Source organism: Azonexus sp. (assembly GCF_041909095.1).
In the GTDB taxonomy this organism is placed as follows: Bacteria; Pseudomonadota; Gammaproteobacteria; order Burkholderiales; family Rhodocyclaceae; genus Azonexus.
Genome location: NZ_JAYREB010000001.1, coordinates 986,196 through 1,003,915, shown reverse-complemented (window position 1 = coordinate 1,003,915; position 17,720 = coordinate 986,196). Strand labels below are relative to the sequence as shown.

Below are 17,720 nucleotides of genomic sequence, written 5' to 3'. Positions count from 1 at the left end.
CCGGTGAGGACAGCGGGTTTTACTCGACGCCGAGCGACGCCAGGTAATCCTCGTAGCCGCCGAGGTAATCGACGATGCGGCCGTCGCCCTTGACTTCCAGCACGCGGGTGGCGAGCGAGGAGACGAATTCGCGGTCGTGCGAGACGAAGACCAGGGTGCCGTTGAACTTTTCCAGGCCGCTGTTGAGCGCCTCGATCGATTCCATGTCGAGGTGGTTGGTCGGTTCGTCGAGCACCAGCACGTTCGGCTTCTGCAGCATCAAGCGGCCGAACAGCATGCGGCCCTGCTCGCCACCGGAGATGACGTTGACCGCCTTTTTCTGCTCGTCACCGGAGAAGAGAAGCCGGCCCAGCGTACCGCGCACCAGGGTTTCCAGGTCGCCGCCTTCCTCGATCGAGGCGCGGGCGTAGCCGACGATCCAGTCGGTCAGGCTCTGGCCGCCAGCGAATTCGGCGCTGTGGTCCTGCGCGTAATAACCGGGCTTGGCTTTTTCCGCCCATTTCAGCGTGCCGTATTGCGGCTGCAACTCGCCCATCAGCAGCTTGAGGAAGGTCGTCTTGCCGACGCCGTTCTCGCCGATGACGGCGATCTTCTCGCCGCCGTTGATGGTCAGCGTCAGGTTGTCGACGATCTTGCGCGCGCTGCCTTCATAGGCAAACGTCAGGTTCTCGATTTCGACCGCCTGACGGTGCAGCTTCTGCTTCTCGTCGTAGTCGAAGCGGATCCACGGGTACTGGCGCGACGACGGCTTGACGTCTTCCGGCTTCAGCTTGTCGATCAGTTTCAGACGGCTGGTTGCCTGCTTGGCCTTGGAAGCGTTGGCCGAGAAACGGCGGACGAAGGTCTGCAGTTCGGCGATCCGTTCCTTGGCCTTGGCATTGGCGTTCGACTGGCGCTCGCGCGCCTGCTGCGCGGCTTCCATGAAGTCGTCGTAGTTGCCGGCGTAGGTGGTGATCTTGCCGTAGTCTAGGTCGGCCATGTGGGTGCAGACCTGGTTCAGGAAGTGGCGATCGTGGGAGATGATGATCATCGTCGAGTCACGATTGTTGAGCACGTCTTCCAGCCAGCGGATGGTGTTGATGTCGAGGTTGTTGGTCGGCTCGTCGAGCAGCAGGATGTCCGGGTTGGCGAACAGCGCCTGGCAGAGCAGCACGCGCAGCTTCCAGCCCGGGGCGACCTCGCTCATCGGGCCGTTGTGCTGGCTGGTCGGGATGCCGACGCCGAGCAGCAGCTCGCCGGCGCGCGATTCGGCGGTGTAGCCGTCGTATTCGCCGACCTTGCCTTCGAGCTCGGCGGCGCGCATGTAGTCGTCTTCGCTCGCTTCCGGGTTGGCGTAGATCGCGTCGCGTTCCTGGATCGCGCTCCACAACTCCTCGTGGCCCATCATGACCACGTCGAGGACGCGCATCTCTTCGTAGGCGAACTGGTCCTGGCGCAGGTAGGCCATGCGCTCGTTGACGTCCTTGGAGACGTTGCCGGCGCTCGGCTCCAGTGCCCCGCACAGGATCTTCATGAAGGTCGATTTACCGGCGCCGTTGGCGCCGATCAGGCCGTAGCGATAGCCTTCGCCGAACTTGACGTTGACATTTTCGAAGAGGGGCTTGGCCCCGAATTGCATGGTGATGTTGGCAGCGACGAGCACGACGATTCCGATCCGGCAAGTATTTCAATAAAGGCGGGATTTTACCCTTTTTGCGCGGCTGGCCGCGGCCGCCGGCCCCATTTTTTGTGCACCGCGGTGTAACATCGCGGCCGACAATAATGCGCCAGAACCCCGGAGACAGCCCATGGTCCCCCATCTCACCACGGCCCTGAGCGGCCCGCTGCTCGAACTGGAACACCGCTTCCTCGAAGCCAGTCCGCAGATCGAACAGTGGCTGCGTGCCCAGTGGCAGGAATACTCGCCACCCTTCTATTCCTCGGTCGACCTGCGCAACTCCGGCTTCAAGCTGGCACCGGTCGATACCAACCTGTTCCCCGGCGGCTTCAACAACCTCAACCCGGCCTTCCTGCCGCTCTGCGTGCAGGCGGCGATGAGCGCGATCGAGAAGTTCTGCCCGGAAGCCAAGCGCCTGCTGCTGATCCCGGAAAACCACACGCGCAACCAGTTCTACCTGCAGAACGTCGCCCAGATTGCCGCCGTGCTCAAGCAGACTGGCCTCGAAGTGCGCATCGGCTCGCTGATCCCCGACCTCGCCGGGCCGACTGCGGTCGACCTGCCGAACGGCCAGCAACTGCTGCTCGAACCGCTGCGCCGCGACGGCAACCGGATCGGCGTCGCCGGTTTCGAGCCCTGCGCGATCCTGCTCAACAACGACCTCTCGGCCGGCATTCCCGAGATCCTCAGCGGCCTCGACGAGCAGTACGTGCTGCCGCCGCTGCACGCTGGCTGGGCGGTGCGCCGCAAGTCCAACCACTTCGCCGCCTACGACCAGGTCGCCAACGATTTCGCCAGCGCCATCGGCATCGATCCTTGGCGCATCAACCCGGCCTTCTCGGTCTGCCGCTCGATCAACTTCCACGAACGGCAAGGCGAGGAATGCCTGGTCGCCAACGTCAGCGCGGTGCTCGACCTGGTGCGCGAGAAGTACAAGGAATACGGCATCGCCGAGACCCCCTACGTCGTCGTCAAGGCCGACGCCGGCACCTACGGCATGGGCGTCATGACGGTGCGCGACGCCGACGAGCTGATCGCCCTCAACCGCAAGCAGCGCAACAAGATGAGCGTGGTCAAGGAAGGCCTCGAAGTCTCGGAAGTCCTGATCCAGGAAGGCGTGCATTCCTTCGAGACGCTCAAGGACGCGGTCGCCGAGCCAGTGGTCTACATGATCGACCGCTACGTCGTCGGCGGTTTCTACCGCGTACATACCGGGCGCGGCAAGGACGAGAACCTCAACGCGCCGGGCATGCATTTCGAGCCGCTGGCCTTCGAAACCGGCTGCAACCTGCCCGACTACCGCTGCGGCAACCCCGACTCGCCGCCCAACCGCTTCTACGCCTACGGCGTCGTCGCCCGCCTGGCCTGTCTCGCCGCCGCCGTCGAACTGGAACGGACGGCACCGCCGATCGACCTCCCGGCCTGACGCCGATGACCCAGCAGCTGCACTTCGAACGGCATCTGCTTGGCGGCAGCGAAAGGCCGCTGCGACTGGCCTTCATCGTCGATCCGCTGGATCGCCTGAAGGCCTGGAAGGACTCCTCGGTGGCGCTGATGCGGGCGGCGCAGAGCCACGGCCACGACGTCTATGCGGTCGAAGCGCCGACGCTGGGCTGGCGCAAGCCGGAGGCCGACCATCCGGGCGGCACTTTCGGCGAAGCAATCCACCTCCACCTGCGCCCCGACGACCACGACTGGTACCGCGAAACGCAGCGCGAGTGGCTGCCGCTGAAGGCCTTCGATGCCGTGCTGATGCGCAAGGACCCGCCGGTGGACAGCGAATACCTCGCCGCCAGCGCCCTGCTCGAACGCGCCGAGGCCGACGGCGTGCGCGTCTTCAACCGGCCGCGGGCACTGCGCGACCATGCGGCAAAGCTGGCGATCCTGGAATTTCCGCAGTTCATCCCGTCCACCAAGGTCAGCCGCGACCTCGGCCGTCTGCAGCAATTCATCGACGAACAGCGCGACGTCATCGTCAAGCCGCTCGACAGCAACAGCGGCAGCCGCATCTTCCGCCTGCATCGCAACGACCCCAACCGGAACGTCATCCTCGAGACGCTGACCGGCAACGGCCGCCATACCGTGATGGCGCAGCAATACCTGCAGGCGATCGCCCAGGGCGACAAGCGCATCCTGCTCATCGCCGGCAAGGCGGTGCCCTGGTGCCTGGCGCGCATCCCCAAGGCCGGCGAGACGCGCGGCAACCTGAGCGCCGGCGGCACCGGCGTGGTCCAGGAACTCACCCCCGGCGAGCGCCACATCGCCGATGCCCTCGGTCCGCTGCTGCTCAAGCGCGGCCTGCTGCTGGTCGGTCTCGACCTGATCGGCGAACGGCTCACCGGGATCAACGTCACCAGTCCCACCGGCATGGTCGAAATCCGCCAGCAAAGCGGCTTCGACGCCGCCGGCGCGACCATCACCGCGATCGAACACGCATGCGCCGTTTCCTGATCCTCCTTGTCGCCACCCTCCTCGCCGCCTGCGGCAAGGCGCCGCTGCAGGAGCAGCAGGCCTACGTCTTCGGCACCCGGGTCGAGGTCGTCGTCGTCGGCGAAGACCCGAATCTCGGCCGCCAGGCGATCGCCGCCGTGCTGCGCGAATTCGACCGCATGCACCGGACCTACCACGCCTGGCAGGCTTCGGAGCTGACCGCCGTGAACGAAGCCCTCGCCGCCGGCAGGAAGGCCACGGTGACGCCGGAAATGGCCGCTTTCATGGGCGAGGCGCAGGCGCTCTCGGCGCAGGGCGAGCACCTGTTCGACCCCGGCATCGGCGCCCTGATCAAGCTCTGGGGCTTCCACGCCGACGAATTCGTCGCCCGCCTGCCCGACCCACAGGCGCTCGCCGACTGGCTCAAGGAGAAGCCGTCGATCGCCGACCTGGTCATCGACGGAACCACGGTTTCCAGCCGCAAGCGCGCCCTGGCCCTCGATTTCGGTGGCTACCTGAAAGGCGTCGCGCTCGACCGCGCCGCCGCCATCCTGCGCGGCCAGGGCATCAACAACGCGCTGATCAACATCGGCGGCAACGTCATGGCGCTCGGCAGCAAGGAAGGCCGCAAGTGGCGGGTCGGCATCCAGCATCCGCGCCAGCCCGGCCCGCTGGCCACGGTACAGCTTGACGACGGCGAGGCGATCGGCACCTCCGGCGACTACCAGCGCTACTTCGAACTCGACGGCCGCCGCTACTCGCACCTGATCGATCCGCGCAGCGCCACCCCGGTCGACCACACGCAGGCTGTCACCGTCCTCATCCCGGCCGGGCCGAAGGCTGGCACGCTGTCCGATGCCGCATCGAAGCCGATCTTCATCGCCGGCCCGGACAACTGGCGGGCGATGGCCGACAAGATGGGCACGCCGCTCGTCCTGCGCGTCGCCGCCGACGGCCAGATCTTCGTCAGCGCCGCCCTCGACCGTCGCCTGGAATATCTCGGCGACCGCGCAAATATCCGCGTCCTGCCTTGATCGCCCCGACCCGCTTGGCTATGCTGACGGAAAGCTGCTGCAAGCAGGACAACCGGGCACCAGCCATCGGACAACAGCAGGTCGGGGGAAAACGCCGTGGGCGGGATTTCTTTGCAAAAATCGGGCTTCGCCCACAGCCTCGTGCTGCGCACCGGGCTGCTCATCCTGCTTGCGCTGGCCGCCTTCACCGTCGGCATCGTCCGCCTGATCGGCGAACCGACCGTCGACCGGCTGGCCAACACCCAACTACATCTCGCCGCCGAACAACTGGAAGCGCGCTACACCCGGCTGCTTGACTCGGTCGAGATCACCCTGCGCAACAGCCACGCCTGGGGCGCCAACGGCAGTTTCGACCATGGCGACCTGCTGCGTTTCAACGAATTCTTCTTCCCGGTGCTGGCCAACAACACCGAGATCAACTCGGTGATCTACGCCCACGAATCGGGGCGCGAGTTCTTCCTGCTGCTCGACAAGGATGGCGGCTGGACCAACCGCATCAGCCACCCGGCCGAATGGGGCCGGGTCAGCTACTGGATCACCTGGGACGCCGAGCGCCGCATCACCGGCGTCAGCATCCGTGAAAGCGATTACGACCCACGCCAGCGCCCCTGGTTCAAGGGCGCCATGGCGCTCACCGACCACCGGCAGATCCACTGGACGCAGCCCTACATCTTCTTCACCAACAAGGCGCCCGGGCTGACTGCGGCGATGCGCTGGCGCGGACGCGACGGTGGCTACCACGTGATCGCCCACGACGTCCGCCTGCGCGACATCGCCGAGGCCACCACCGGCAAGAGCATCGGCCGCGACGGCCAGGCCAGCCTGCTGCTCGACGATGGCCGCCTGCTGGCGCCGCCCGGCCTGCCCCGTTTCGCCAGCCCGGAAGCGGGCCAGCAGGCGATGCTGAAGAGCGCCGAGGAACTGGACCTCGCTGAACTCGCCCAGGCCCGCCGCCAGTGGCTGGAAAATCCCGTACCGGCCACCGGCATCGACAACGTCGACCGTCCCGACGGGCGCTGGTACAGCCTGTTCCGCCAGCTCGACGCCGGCCGCACCGGGATCTGGCTGGCGCTGCTCGCGCCGCACCGCGATTTCGTGCCGGTTTCCGGCAACGACCTGCTGGTGCTCGCCGCCATCCTGCTCGCCGCGCTCGGCCTCGGTGTCGGCGTCGCCTTCCGCATGGCCCGTCAGTTCGGCGAGCCACTCGCCGAACTGACCGAGGAAAGCCGCCGCATCGGCCGTCTCGATCTCGACACACCGGTGATTTCCACAGCCCCCTGGCAGGAGGTGCAGGAGCTCGCCGGCGCCCTGGAAAACATGCGCCAGCAACTGCAGGGCGGCCGCCAGGCCATGCAGGAAATCAACGCCGACCTCGAACAGACGGTGGCGATGCGCACCGGCGCCCTGCGCCAGAGCCAGGAAGCCCTGCGCCAGCGCGAAGCCTTCTTCCGCGCCGTCTTCGACAACGCTGCGGTCGGCATCGTCAGCCTGGAACCCGGCGGCCAGCCGGCGGAAATCAACCGCGCCTTCGCCAGCTTCGTCGCCCGCAGTGAAGACAGCCTGCGCCAGGAACACGGTCTGTGCCTGGCCGAGGCCGACAGCGAGCGCATGCAGCAGATGCTCAAGCGGGTGGCCGCTGGCGGTGAGGACAGCCTGCGCAACGAACTCGAATTCGTCGACGCCGACGCCAACCGCCGCTGGGGCGACGTTCAGGTCAGCGCCATGCGCGACGAACAGGGCAAGCTCACCTCGCTGCTCCTCACCGTGCTCGACATCTCGGACCGCCGCGAGATCGAGCGTGAACTGATCCGCCAGTTCGCCTTCCTGCGCGCCCTGCTCGACACCATCCCCAACCCCATCTTCTACAAGGGCGAGCACACCCGCTTCCTCGGCTGCAACCGCGCCTACGAGGAATTCTTCGGCGTCGACCGCGGCCATTTCATCGGCAAGCGCGTCCTCGACCTCGACTACCTGCCGGAAGACGAGCGCCGCGCCTACCAGGAAGAAGATGAACGGGTGATCGCCGAATGCAGCCGCCACAGCCGCGTCGTCACCATGCGCCGGGCCGACGGCAGCCTGCGCGACACGCTCTACGCGGTGAGCGGCTTCCGTTCGCCGGACGGCGCGCCGGGCGGGCTGATCGGCGTCATCGTCGACATCACCGCCCAGAAGGACGCCGAGCGCGAGGCGGAAAAGGCGCGCGCCGCCGCCGAATCCGCGGCCGCCGCCAAGGCCGATTTCCTGGCCAACATGAGCCACGAAATCCGCACCCCGATGAACGCCATCATCGGCATGACCCACCTGGCACTGCAGACACCGCTCGACGTCCGCCAGCGCAATTACCTGAACAAGGTCGACGCCGCCGCCAAGGGGCTGCTCGGCATCATCAACGACATCCTCGACCTGTCGAAGATCGAGGCCGGCATGATGCGCTTCGAGCGCACGCCGTTCAGCCTCGACGCCACGCTGCAGCACCTCGGCGACCTGAGCGCGCTGCGCGCCCGCGAGCGCGGGCTGGAACTGCTCTTCGACCTCGCTCCCGACGTTCCCGACCGTCTGCTCGGCGACCCGCTGCGCCTCGGCCAGGTGCTGCTCAACCTGGTCGGCAACGCCATCAAGTTCACCGAGCAGGGCGAGGTCCGGGTCGAGGTCCGCCTGCTCGAAGGCGACGCCGACAAGGCGCGCATCCGCTTCGAAGTGCGCGACACCGGCATCGGCATGACCCCGGAACAACTGGCCAGCCTGTTCACCGCCTTCACCCAGGCCGACAGTTCGACCACCCGCAAGTACGGCGGCACCGGCCTCGGCCTGTCGATCTGCAAGCGCATCGTCGACCAGTTGGGCGGCCGTATCAGCGCCAGCAGCGAGCCCGGCAACGGCAGCAGCTTCGTCTTCGAACTGCCCTTCGACCTGGCCAGCCGCGAAGCCGAAGCGCCGCGCCGCCTCGGCCTGCCCGAACACCTGCGCACCCTGGTCGTCGATGACAGCCCCGGCGCTCGCGAAATCTTCGCCCACATGCTGGCCGGACTGGGCATCGAAAACCGCGCCGTCGGCAGCGGCAACGACGCCCTGGTCGAGCTGCAGACCGCGCGCAACGCCGGCCAGCCCTACCAGTTGCTGCTGCTCGACTGGAAGATGCCGGGCATGGACGGCGCCGAACTGCTCGCCGCCGTACGCCGCGACTTCCCCTGCGACCAGGCGCCGGCGGTGGTGATGATCACCGCCTTCGACCAGGACGAGCTGCGCGAGCTGCTCGAACCGTACAGCGTCAGCGCCATCCTCGGCAAACCGGTGACGCCGTCGTCGCTGTTCGACAGCATCATGCTCGCCCTGCACCGCGCGCCCAGCGTTCCCGAACTGCCGGGCGCCGCGGCAGCCAGCGCCATCCCGAGCGGGCGTCAGGTGCTGCTGGTCGAGGACAACGAGGTCAATCGCGAGCTGGCTGAGGAAATGCTGCGCAACTTCGGGCTCGTCGTCAGCACTGCCGAAAACGGCGCGATCGCCATCGAACGGGTGCGCGACGGCGCTTTCGACCTGGTCCTGATGGACTGCCAGATGCCCGTCATGGATGGCTACGAAGCCACCCGGCGCATCCGCGAGGATCTCGGACGCAAGGACCTGCCGGTGATCGCCATGACCGCCAACGCGCTCGCCTCCGACCGCGAGCGCTGCCTGGCCGCCGGCATGAACGACCACGTCGCCAAGCCGATCGACGTCGCCCATCTGCAATCCACCCTCGCCCACTGGCTGAACGGTCTGCCGGCGCAGCCGATCGTCGCCGCCGGCAGCGACAACCCCGAAGCCGCCGCCAGCGAACTCGACGAAGCCACGGCGCTGGCTCGCCTGGGCGGCAACCAGCAACTCTACCAGCGCCTGCTCAAACGTTTCGGCGAGGACCAGGCCGATTTCCCACAACGCCTGCGCGCCGCCCGCGCCGAACGCGACGACGCCCAGGCGATCCTCCTTGTCCATACCCTGCGCGGCCTCGCCGGCAATATCGGTGCCGGCCACCTGGTCAGCCTGGCCGGTGAACTCGAACATTGCCTGCGCCAGACGCCGGAAGACGGCAACCGCATCGACAGCCTGAGCGTCCGCCTGCTCGACGCGCTGGCCGCCGTCCTCGCCGCCACCAGCGGCACTGCCGAGACTGCCGCCGCGGCCAGCCCGCAAACGCCGCTGCCAGCGGAAAGCCTGAGCCAGTTGCGGCAATTGCTCGCCGACGACGATGCCGCCGCCGTGCGCGTCTTCGAGGACATCGAAGGCGCCTTGCGGCAGCGCCTCGACGCCGCCGCCTTCGATCCGCTGGCGCGCGCCATCGCCACCTACGATTTCGAAACCGCCATCGACATCCTCGACCGGGTGGCCGACACCCTTCACCAGTGAGTCCCGCCACCATGGTTCCCCTGCTGCCCAAGCAAAGCATCCTCATCGTCGACGACACGCCGGAAAACATCGACGTGCTGCGCAACGTTTTGGCCGCGGACTATCGGCTGCGGGTCGCCACCAGCGGCGAGAAGGCGCTCAAGATCATCTATTCCGACGAACCGCCCGACCTGATCCTGCTCGACATCATGATGCCCGGCCTCTCCGGCCTGGAAATCTGCCGCCGCCTCAAGGCCAACCCGGACCGCCGGCGCATCCCGGTGATCTTCGTCACCGCGATGAGCAGCATCGAAGACGAGGAGCTCGGCCTGGCGCTCGGCGCCGTCGACTACATCACCAAGCCGATCAGCCCGCCGATCGTCAAGGCACGCGTCCGCACCCACCTCGCCCTCTACGACCAGACGCGCGAACTCGAGCGCATGGTCCGCCAGCGCACCCAGGAACTGCTCACCACCCGCCAGCAGATCATCCGCCGCCTCGGCCGTGCCGCCGAGTTCAAGGACAACGAAACCGGCAACCACGTCCTGCGCATGAGCCACTACGCCCGGCTGATCGGCGAAGCCCACGGCCTCGGCGCGGAGGCCGCCGGCATCATCTTCCAGACGGCGCCGATGCACGACATCGGCAAGATCGGCATCCCCGACGCCATCCTGTTGAAACCCGGCAAGCTCGACACCGGGGAATGGAAGGTCATGCACCAGCACCCGGTGATGGGTGCCGAGATCATCGGCAAGCACGACAACGAGCTGCTCGAAACCTCCCGCATCATCGCCCTCAGCCACCACGAGAAGTGGGACGGTAGCGGCTACCCGCACGGCCTGCGCGGCACCGACATCCCGCTTGAGGGCCGCATCGTCGCCATCGCCGATGTCTTCGACGCGCTGGTCTCGGTGCGTCCCTACAAGCCCGCCTTCCCGCTCGACGAAGCGCTGCGCCTGATGGAGTTACAAACCGGCAGCCACTTCGACCCACAACTGATGCAGGCCTTCCGCCAGGCCCTGCCCGACATCCTGCGCATCCGCGAAATCTACGCCGACGAGAACGGCGCGCTGACCGACCTCGAATTCCAGATCCAGGAAATTTACGACCAGCGCAACGATTCCTGAGGCGCCAAGAGAGCGATTCCGCAAGCATATGCGGGGCAAGGTCGGGTACAGTAACGGCCTTGGAAAAACCCTCGGGAGAACAAGGTGAGTGGCACACTGGAATTCGAATTCCGTTTCGGCAAAGGGAAGAAAGGCGCGCCATCCCGGCCGTCGTTCCGCATCCTGGTGCTGGCCGACCTGGCCGGTGCAACGGCTCGGCAGCTACCGCTGGCGCAGCGCTTCCCGCAGACGGTCGATATCGACAATTTCGCGGCAACCCTGGCGGCCTTCGCCCCCACCCTGACGCTGCCCGCCAGCGGCGACCACGCCGCACCGACCGGCACCCTGCACTTCAGCCGCCTCGACGACCTGCACCCGGACGCCATCTACGAGATGCCGCCTTTCGCCGCCCTGCGCGCCAGCCGCGAGGCCCTCGCCGACCCGCAACGCAGTGCGATGACCGCCGCCGACCTCGGCCTCTCGGTCGAGGCGCCGGCGCGCCCGGAAAGCGATGCCGACACCCTGAACCGCCTGCTCGGCGGCAGCGCGACGCGGGCCCGGCCGGTCACCGCCGACATCGTCAATCGCCTGGTGCGCGACGTCGTCACCCAGCACGTCAGCAGCGACGACCGGGCGCTGCGCCAGCGCGCGCTGGGCGAATTCGACCAGCGCATCGCCCGGCACCTGCGCACCATCCTGCGCGATCCGGCCTTTCGGCGCCTCGAATCGGCGTGGCGCGGCATCTGGCACCTGGTCAGCGAACTATCCGGCGACGACGAAATTCAGGTCGATCTGCTCGATCTTTCGCGCGACGAACTGCAAGCCGACCTGAGCGCTGGCGGCAACGCCCTGCGCGCCGCGCTCGCCGACAGCGTCGGCGAAGACGGCCCGCTGTCGCTGATCGTTGCCGATTTTTCCTTCACCGCCGCAGCTGCCGATCTCGACACGCTCGACGCACTGGCCCGCCTGGCGATGGCCGCCGATGCCCCCTGCCTGGCCGCCGCCCAGCCCGCACTGCTCGGCTGCGCCTCGGTCGACGAACTCGCCGACCCCGCGCAATGGCAGCCGCTGGCGCCGCCACTGGCCGAACGCTGGCAGGCGCTGCGCAAGAGCCAGGCCGCCGCCTGGCTGGGACTGACGCTGCCGCGCCTGCTCGGCCGCCTGCCCTACGGCCGCAACACCGACCCGGTCAGCGCTTTCGCCTTCGAGGAAGTGGCCGACGGCGCGGCGCACGAGGATTTCGCCTGGGAAAACCCGGTCTACGCGCAGGCCCGGCTGCTCGGCGAAGCCTACGCCGAGGACGGCGACGAGATGGATATCTCGGCCTACCTGGAAATCGACGCGCTACCCAGCTACATCGTCCGCGACGTGCGCGGCGACGCCCGCCAGCAAGCCGGCGCCGAAGTCCTGCTCGGCGAAACGGCGGCCAACGCCATGCTGGCGCGCGGCCTGATGCCGCTGCTCAGCTACCGCAACCGCGACGCCGTGCGCCTCCTGCGCTGGCAATCGGTGGCCGCGCCAGCGCGACCGCTGGCCGGCGTGTTCGCCACCTGAACGGCTATTCCGGCTGGCGCGAGTCGATGGCCAGCGTCACCGGACCGTCGTTGACCAGCGCCACTTCCATGTCGGCACCGAAGACGCCGGTCGGCACCGGTTTGCCCAGCGCCGCCGCCAGTTGATCGACGAAGGCGGCGAACAGCGGCCCGGACACGTCGCCGCGCGCCGCCCGCCCCCAGGACGGCCGGTTGCCCTTCTTCACCGAGGCGTAGAGCGTGAATTGCGACACCGCCAGGATCTCGCCGCCGGCCTCGGCGACGCTGCGGTTCATCACCCCGTCGGCGTCCGCAAACAGCCGCAGGCGGACCAGCTTGCCGGCCATCCAGGCGAGGTCGGCCGGCGTGTCGCCCTCCTCGAAACCGGCCAGGACCAGCAGACCACCGTCGATCTCCCCGGTCACCGCGCCGTCGACGCTCACCGCCGCCGACTTCACCCGCTGCACGACGACGCGCATGCTCAGGCCGCCAGCGCCTGGCGCAACTGCGTCGCACAGGCTTCGAGCACTTCACGCGGCGGGTCCTTGCGCGGCCAGAGCAGGCCGACGCCGTCGTCGGCGTGGCGCGGCACGACGTGGATGTGGAAGTGGCCAACCGTCTGCCCGCCCGCCTCGCCGTTGCATTGCAGCAGCGTCAGGCCGGCCGGCGCGAAAGCGGTCTGCGCCGCCTGCGCCACCCGCTGCGCGGTGCGCATCGCCGCCGCCGCCTCGTCCGGCGTCAGGTCGAGCAGGGTCGCCGCGTGGCGCTTCACCGCCACCAGCGTATGCCCGGGATTGAGCTGGCCGAGGTCGAGGAAGGCGATCGTCTGCGCATCCTCGAACACCACGGATGCGGGAATCTCGCCGGCGATCAGGCGGCAGAAGATGCACTGACCGGCAGGTGAAGTATCGACGAACATCGGCACGGCAAACTCCTCGCGGCAAAAGCCGGCATTGTATGCGAGAGGCTGGCGCGCGCCGGCGATAGCGGCTAACTTAGCGGGCGACGACCAGCCCGGACCTCCCATGCCCTCCCCCACCCGCATCCTGATCCTGCACACCGGCGGCACCATCGGCATGGCCGCCGCCGCCGACGGCTACCGGCCGCTCGCCGGCTTCCCGGAGCGCCTGCGCCAGCGCCTGGAAAGCAGCGCCGACCACCCCGCGTCCGACTACGACATCGTCGAACTGCCGCCGATCGACAGCGCCGACCTGCGCCCCGCTCACTGGCCGGCCATCGCCAAGGCGCTGCTCGCGCACTGGGACAGCCACGCCGGCTTCGTCGTCCTGCACGGGACCGACACCATGGCCTGGAGCGCGTCGGCGCTCTCCTTCATGCTGCGCGGCTGTGCCAAGCCGGTGGTCCTCACCGGCGCCCAGATCCCGCTCGACGCAGCGGGCAGCGACGCCCTCGACAACGTCCGTGGCGCGCTGCATTTCGCCGCCAGCCCGGCGCTGTGCGAAGTGAGCATCTACTTCGGCGGACGCCTGCTGCGCGGCAACCGCAGCCGCAAGCTCGCCGCCACTCGCCTCGAGGCTTTCGCCTCGCCCAATTACCCGGCGCTCGGCGAGGCCGGCAACGGCTTCGTCCTCCACGACGAGCATCTGCTCGCCGCCGGCGAGCGCCGCTTCTGTGTTCCCGTCTACGACGACCAGGCGGTCGCCGTCCTCACCCTGCACCCGGGTTTTCCCGCCGCACTGGTCGATGCGCTGGTCGCCAACCCACGACTGCGCGGCATCGTCCTCCAGACCTACGGCGTCGGCAACGCGCCGCAGGGTGACCGGGAACTGATGACCGCGCTCGAACGCGCCGCCGCCCGCGGCATCGTCCTGCTCAACGTCACGCAGTGCCTGTACGGCGGCATCAGCCAGGAAACCTACGCCACCGGCAGCGCCCTCGCCCGCCTCGGCGTCGTTGCCGGCGGCGACCTGACGCTGGAGGCCGCCTTCGCCAAGCTGCATCTGCTGCTCGCCAGCACCGACGACGCGGCAGCGGTACGGCGCGGAATGGGTGAAACCTGGTGCGGTGAAATGTCCTGAATCCGGTCGGTTCCACATGAAACGGCGGCGCCGTCGCGGTGCGCATGACGCCCGTGTTTGATCGATTCACTACCCGGTAATGCGCTACACTTTTCCCGAATCGGCAGCGCAATCGACAGGGGGTGACAATTGCAGACCGCAGCGTACCGCTATGCCATCGGCGACGGCTGGGATCAGCCGCCGGACGTCACCCTCGACTCCCCCGAGACCCTGATCCTGGTCTTCGGACCGACCGACCTCGGGCCGCTGGCTGCCGTCCTCGACGCCTTGCGCGCCAGCTTCCCGACGTCGGTCTGGGCCGGCGCCTCCACCGCCGGCGAGATCGCCGGCCGCTCGATCGACGACAACACGCTGACCGTCGCCCTGGTACGTTTCGCCGGCACCTGCCTGCGTGGCATCACCCATCGCTTCGAACAGACCGCGCAATCCTTCGCTGCCGGCCAGGAAATCGCCCAATCCCTCAACGCCGACGGCCTGCGCGGCATCCTGGTCTTTGCCGACGGCCTCAACGTCAATGGCTCGGAACTAGCGCGCGGCTTCTCCTCGGCCTTGCCCGCCGGCATCGTCGTCACCGGGGGCCTGGCCGGCGACGGCAACCGCTTCCAGCAGACCTGGGTGCTCGGCGAGAGCGGACCGCAGGAACACGCCATCGTCGCCATCGGCTTCTACGGCGCCCGGATCGGCCTCGCTCATGGCAGCGGCAGCGGCTGGGACATCCTCGGCGTCCATCGCAAGGTCACCCGCGCCAGCGGCAACGTGCTCTACGAACTCGACCACCAGCCGGCGCTGCCGCTGTACAAGAAATACCTGGGCGAGCGCGCCGCCGAACTTCCCGCCAGCGCCCTGCTCTTCCCGCTCGCCATCCACAGCGACGGCAAGCGCGACGAGGAGACAGTGCGTACCATCCTCGGCATCGACGAGGCGGCGCAGTCGATCACCTTTGCCGGCGACATCCCGGAAGGCGCCACGGTGCAACTGATGCGGGCCAACTTCGAACGCGTCATCGACGGCGCCGCCCAGGCCGCCGAACGTACCGGCATGAGCGCCTACGCCGGCGGACCGTTGCTGGCGCTCGCCGTCAGTTGCGTCGGCCGCCGCCTGGTCCTCAGCGAACGCAGCGAGGAGGAACTGGATGCGGTGCTCGACACCCTGCCGGCGCAGACCACCATGGTCGGCTTCTACTCCTACGGCGAACTGTCGCCGCTCACCGGCAGTTGCTGCGACCTGCACAACCAGACGATGACCCTGACCCTGCTCTGGGAAAACGCGGCGTGACCGGTAACCGCCTGCTCTCCCGGCAGTTGCGCAAGCTCGGCCTGAGTACCGGGCAGCCGCCGGACGCGGCAAGCTGGCAGGCCCTGCTGGAAGTCATCGAGCGCACCTACAACGGCTTCGACCAGGATCGCTACACCCTGGAACGTTCGCTCGAAATCACCTCGGAGGAAATGCGGGCGCTGCACCAGCGCGAGCGCACCGCTTACGACGCCCAGCTCAAAGCCATCTTCCACGCCCTGCACGACCTGATCTGGCTGAAGGACCCGGACGGCATCTATCTCGCCTGCAACCCGGAATTCGAGCGTTTCTTCGGTGCCAGCGAAGCGCAGATCATCGGCCGCAGCGATTATGACTTCGTCGGCCGCGAACTGGCCGACCTCTTCCGCGCCAACGACCGCCGGGCGATGGCAAACGGCGGCCCGGTGAGCAACGAGGAATGGGTGACCTACGCCAGCGACGGCCGGCACGTCCTGCTGGAAACCGTCAAGACGCCGATCGTCGATGGCGACGGCCAGTTGCTCGGCGTGCTTGGCATCGCCACCGACATCACCGAGCGCAAGCAGGCCGAGCGCCAGTTGCAGCAGGCGGCCAGCGTCTTCCGCCACGCCAACGAGGCGATCATCCTGACCAGCGCCGACGGCACCATCCTCGACGTCAATCCGGCCTTCACCGAAATTACCGGCTACGAGCGCGCCGAAGTGCTTGGCGACAACCCGCGTCTGCTCAAGTCCAACCTGCAGTCCGCCGATTTCTACGCCGGGCTGTGGCGGGCGATCACCCAGGAAGGCCGCTGGAGCGGCGAAATCTGGAACCGGCGCAAAAACGGCGAACTCTTCGTCGCCCGCCAGACGATCAGCGGCATCCGCAACGAAGCCGGCGAAATCCAGCGCTACGTCGGTCTCTTCTCCGACTACACGGCGCTCAAGGAACAGCAGCTGATGCTCGAGCGCCTGGTCGAAACCCGCACCCAGGACCTGCAGGTGGCCAAGGACGCCGCCGAAGCCGCCAACCGGGCGAAGAGCACCTTCCTCGCCAACATGAGCCACGAACTGCGCACACCGATGAACGGCGTCCTCGGCATGATCGGCCTCGCCCGCCGCCGCGTCAGCGACCCGCTGGTCACCGACCAGCTCGGCAAGGCCGAACAATCGGCCCAGCACCTGCTCGCCCTGCTCAACGACATCCTCGACCTGTCAAAGATCGAAGCGGAACGCCTGACCCTGGAAAACGTCCCGCTGACGCTCGAACAACTCAAAACCAACCTGCTCACCCTGTTCGGCCACAAGGCCAGAAGCAAGGGCCTCAAGCTGCGCCTTGAAGCGGCTGCCGGGATCGTCCACCGGCGCTTCCTCGGCGATCCGCTGCGCCTCGGGCAGATCCTGATCAATCTGGTCGGCAACGCAATCAAGTTCAGCGAACACGGCGAAATCCGCGTCAGCGTCCACCAGCTTGAAGACGGCCCCGACGACTGTCGGCTGCGTTTTGAAGTTGCCGACCAGGGCATCGGCATCGACACGGCAAGCCGCTCGCGCCTCTTCGCCGCCTTTGAACAGGCCGACGGATCGATGACCCGAAAATACGGCGGCACCGGACTCGGGCTGGCCATCAGCAAGCGACTCGTCGAAATGATGGGCGGCAGCATCGGCGTCGACAGCCAGCCCGGCCACGGCAGCACCTTCTGGTTCACCATCCGTCTGCGCCACGACCACAGCCAGCCGCTGCTGCCAGCCGCGAACCCGGCCGCGATGGCCGACGAAACCGAGCTGCGCCGCCGCCATGCCGGCGCCCGTCTGCTGCTGGCGGAAGATGAAAACATCTGCCGCGAGGTCATGCTCGGCCTGATCGACGACCTCGGTTTCTCGGTCGATACCGCCGTCGATGGCGAACAGGCGCTTACCCTGGCCAGCCAGAACCGTTACGACCTGATCCTGATGGACATGCAGATGCCCCGCCGCAACGGCCTCGACGCCACCCGCGCCATCCGCAGCGACTCGCCCAACCGGCACACGCCGATCCTGGCGATGACCGCCAACGTCTTCGAACAGGACCGCCAGGCCTGCCTCGACGCCGGCATGAACGAGCACCTGGCCAAACCGGTCGTCCCTGAACTGCTCTACGCCAGCCTGCTGCGCTGGCTCAATGAAAGCAAGGGCTGACCCAGCCAGTCGCAGCAACCGGGATGCACCCGGAAAAATGCCAAATGGGATTCTGGCTTATCATCGCCGACGCCAACGGCGTCGTACTTCGGTCGTCGACAACGGAGGACACTGCTTGCCCATGAGAAA

General features: G+C 67.6%; 12 protein-coding genes. 9 read left to right on the top strand and 3 right to left on the bottom strand.

Annotated elements, in window-relative coordinates; genetic code table 11:
- Positions 1-19: 19 nt before the first annotated feature.
- Positions 20-1,642 carry an ABC-F family ATPase gene (locus ACE3OV_RS04805; RefSeq protein ID WP_374325562.1) on the bottom strand — a complete coding sequence of 541 codons (1,623 nt, stop codon included), beginning with the start codon at positions 1,640-1,642 and terminating at the stop codon, positions 20-22.
- 145 nt (positions 1,643-1,787) lie between these two features.
- Here ACE3OV_RS04805 and gshA point away from each other — a divergent pair, with 145 nt between their 5' ends.
- The 6 genes from gshA (at position 1,788) to ACE3OV_RS04775 (ending at position 12,143) form a co-directional block, all read left to right on the top strand.
- A complete protein-coding gene (gene gshA / locus ACE3OV_RS04800; protein ID WP_374325560.1) occupies positions 1,788-3,083 on the top strand; it encodes a glutamate--cysteine ligase in 1,296 nt (431 codons plus the stop codon).
- A 5-nt stretch (positions 3,084-3,088) separates the two neighbouring features.
- A complete protein-coding gene (gene gshB / locus ACE3OV_RS04795) occupies positions 3,089-4,108 on the top strand; it encodes a glutathione synthase (RefSeq protein WP_374325557.1) in 1,020 nt (339 codons plus the stop codon).
- Positions 4,093-5,121, top strand: a complete 1,029-nt coding sequence (locus ACE3OV_RS04790; RefSeq protein WP_374325555.1) for an FAD:protein FMN transferase — start codon at positions 4,093-4,095, stop codon at positions 5,119-5,121. Before gshB ends, ACE3OV_RS04790 begins: the two co-directional genes overlap by 16 nt.
- A 96-nt stretch (positions 5,122-5,217) precedes the next feature.
- On the top strand, positions 5,218-9,504 hold the full coding sequence (locus ACE3OV_RS04785) for a response regulator (protein ID WP_374325553.1): 4,287 nt from the start codon (positions 5,218-5,220) through the stop codon (positions 9,502-9,504).
- 11 nt (positions 9,505-9,515) lie between these two features.
- Positions 9,516-10,610 carry an HD-GYP domain-containing protein gene (locus tag ACE3OV_RS04780; RefSeq protein WP_374325551.1) on the top strand — a complete coding sequence of 365 codons (1,095 nt, stop codon included), beginning with the start codon at positions 9,516-9,518 and terminating at the stop codon, positions 10,608-10,610.
- A gap of 84 nt (positions 10,611-10,694) precedes the next feature.
- Positions 10,695-12,143: a type VI secretion system contractile sheath domain-containing protein gene (locus ACE3OV_RS04775; RefSeq protein WP_374325549.1), complete on the top strand. Its 1,449-nt coding sequence runs from the start codon at positions 10,695-10,697 to the stop codon at positions 12,141-12,143.
- A 4-nt stretch (positions 12,144-12,147) separates the two neighbouring features.
- Here the strand turns inward: ACE3OV_RS04775 and dtd are convergent, their stop codons facing one another.
- The gene (dtd, locus tag ACE3OV_RS04770; RefSeq protein ID WP_374325547.1) at positions 12,148-12,600 is read right to left on the bottom strand and encodes a D-aminoacyl-tRNA deacylase; all 453 of its coding nucleotides are present in this window, start codon (positions 12,598-12,600) and stop codon (positions 12,148-12,150) included.
- Between the two features lie 2 nt (positions 12,601-12,602).
- Positions 12,603-13,040, bottom strand: coding sequence for an HIT family protein (locus tag ACE3OV_RS04765; protein ID WP_374326229.1), 438 nt, complete (start codon positions 13,038-13,040; stop codon positions 12,603-12,605).
- Positions 13,041-13,146: 106 nt separating this feature from the next.
- Here ACE3OV_RS04765 and ACE3OV_RS04760 point away from each other — a divergent pair, with 106 nt between their 5' ends.
- The 3 genes from ACE3OV_RS04760 to ACE3OV_RS04750 all read left to right on the top strand — a co-directional run bounded on the left by ACE3OV_RS04760 (position 13,147) and on the right by ACE3OV_RS04750 (position 17,591).
- Positions 13,147-14,160 (top strand): asparaginase, encoded by a 1,014-nt coding sequence (locus ACE3OV_RS04760; RefSeq protein WP_374325545.1) that lies wholly within the window; start codon positions 13,147-13,149, stop codon positions 14,158-14,160.
- Between the two features lie 129 nt (positions 14,161-14,289).
- The gene (locus ACE3OV_RS04755; protein ID WP_374325543.1) at positions 14,290-15,435 is read left to right on the top strand and encodes an FIST signal transduction protein; all 1,146 of its coding nucleotides are present in this window, start codon (positions 14,290-14,292) and stop codon (positions 15,433-15,435) included.
- Positions 15,432-17,591, top strand: coding sequence for a PAS domain S-box protein (locus ACE3OV_RS04750; RefSeq protein WP_374325541.1), 2,160 nt, complete (start codon positions 15,432-15,434; stop codon positions 17,589-17,591). The genes ACE3OV_RS04755 and ACE3OV_RS04750 overlap by 4 nt, the downstream gene beginning before the upstream one ends.
- The last annotated feature ends 129 nt before the right edge of the window (positions 17,592-17,720 follow it).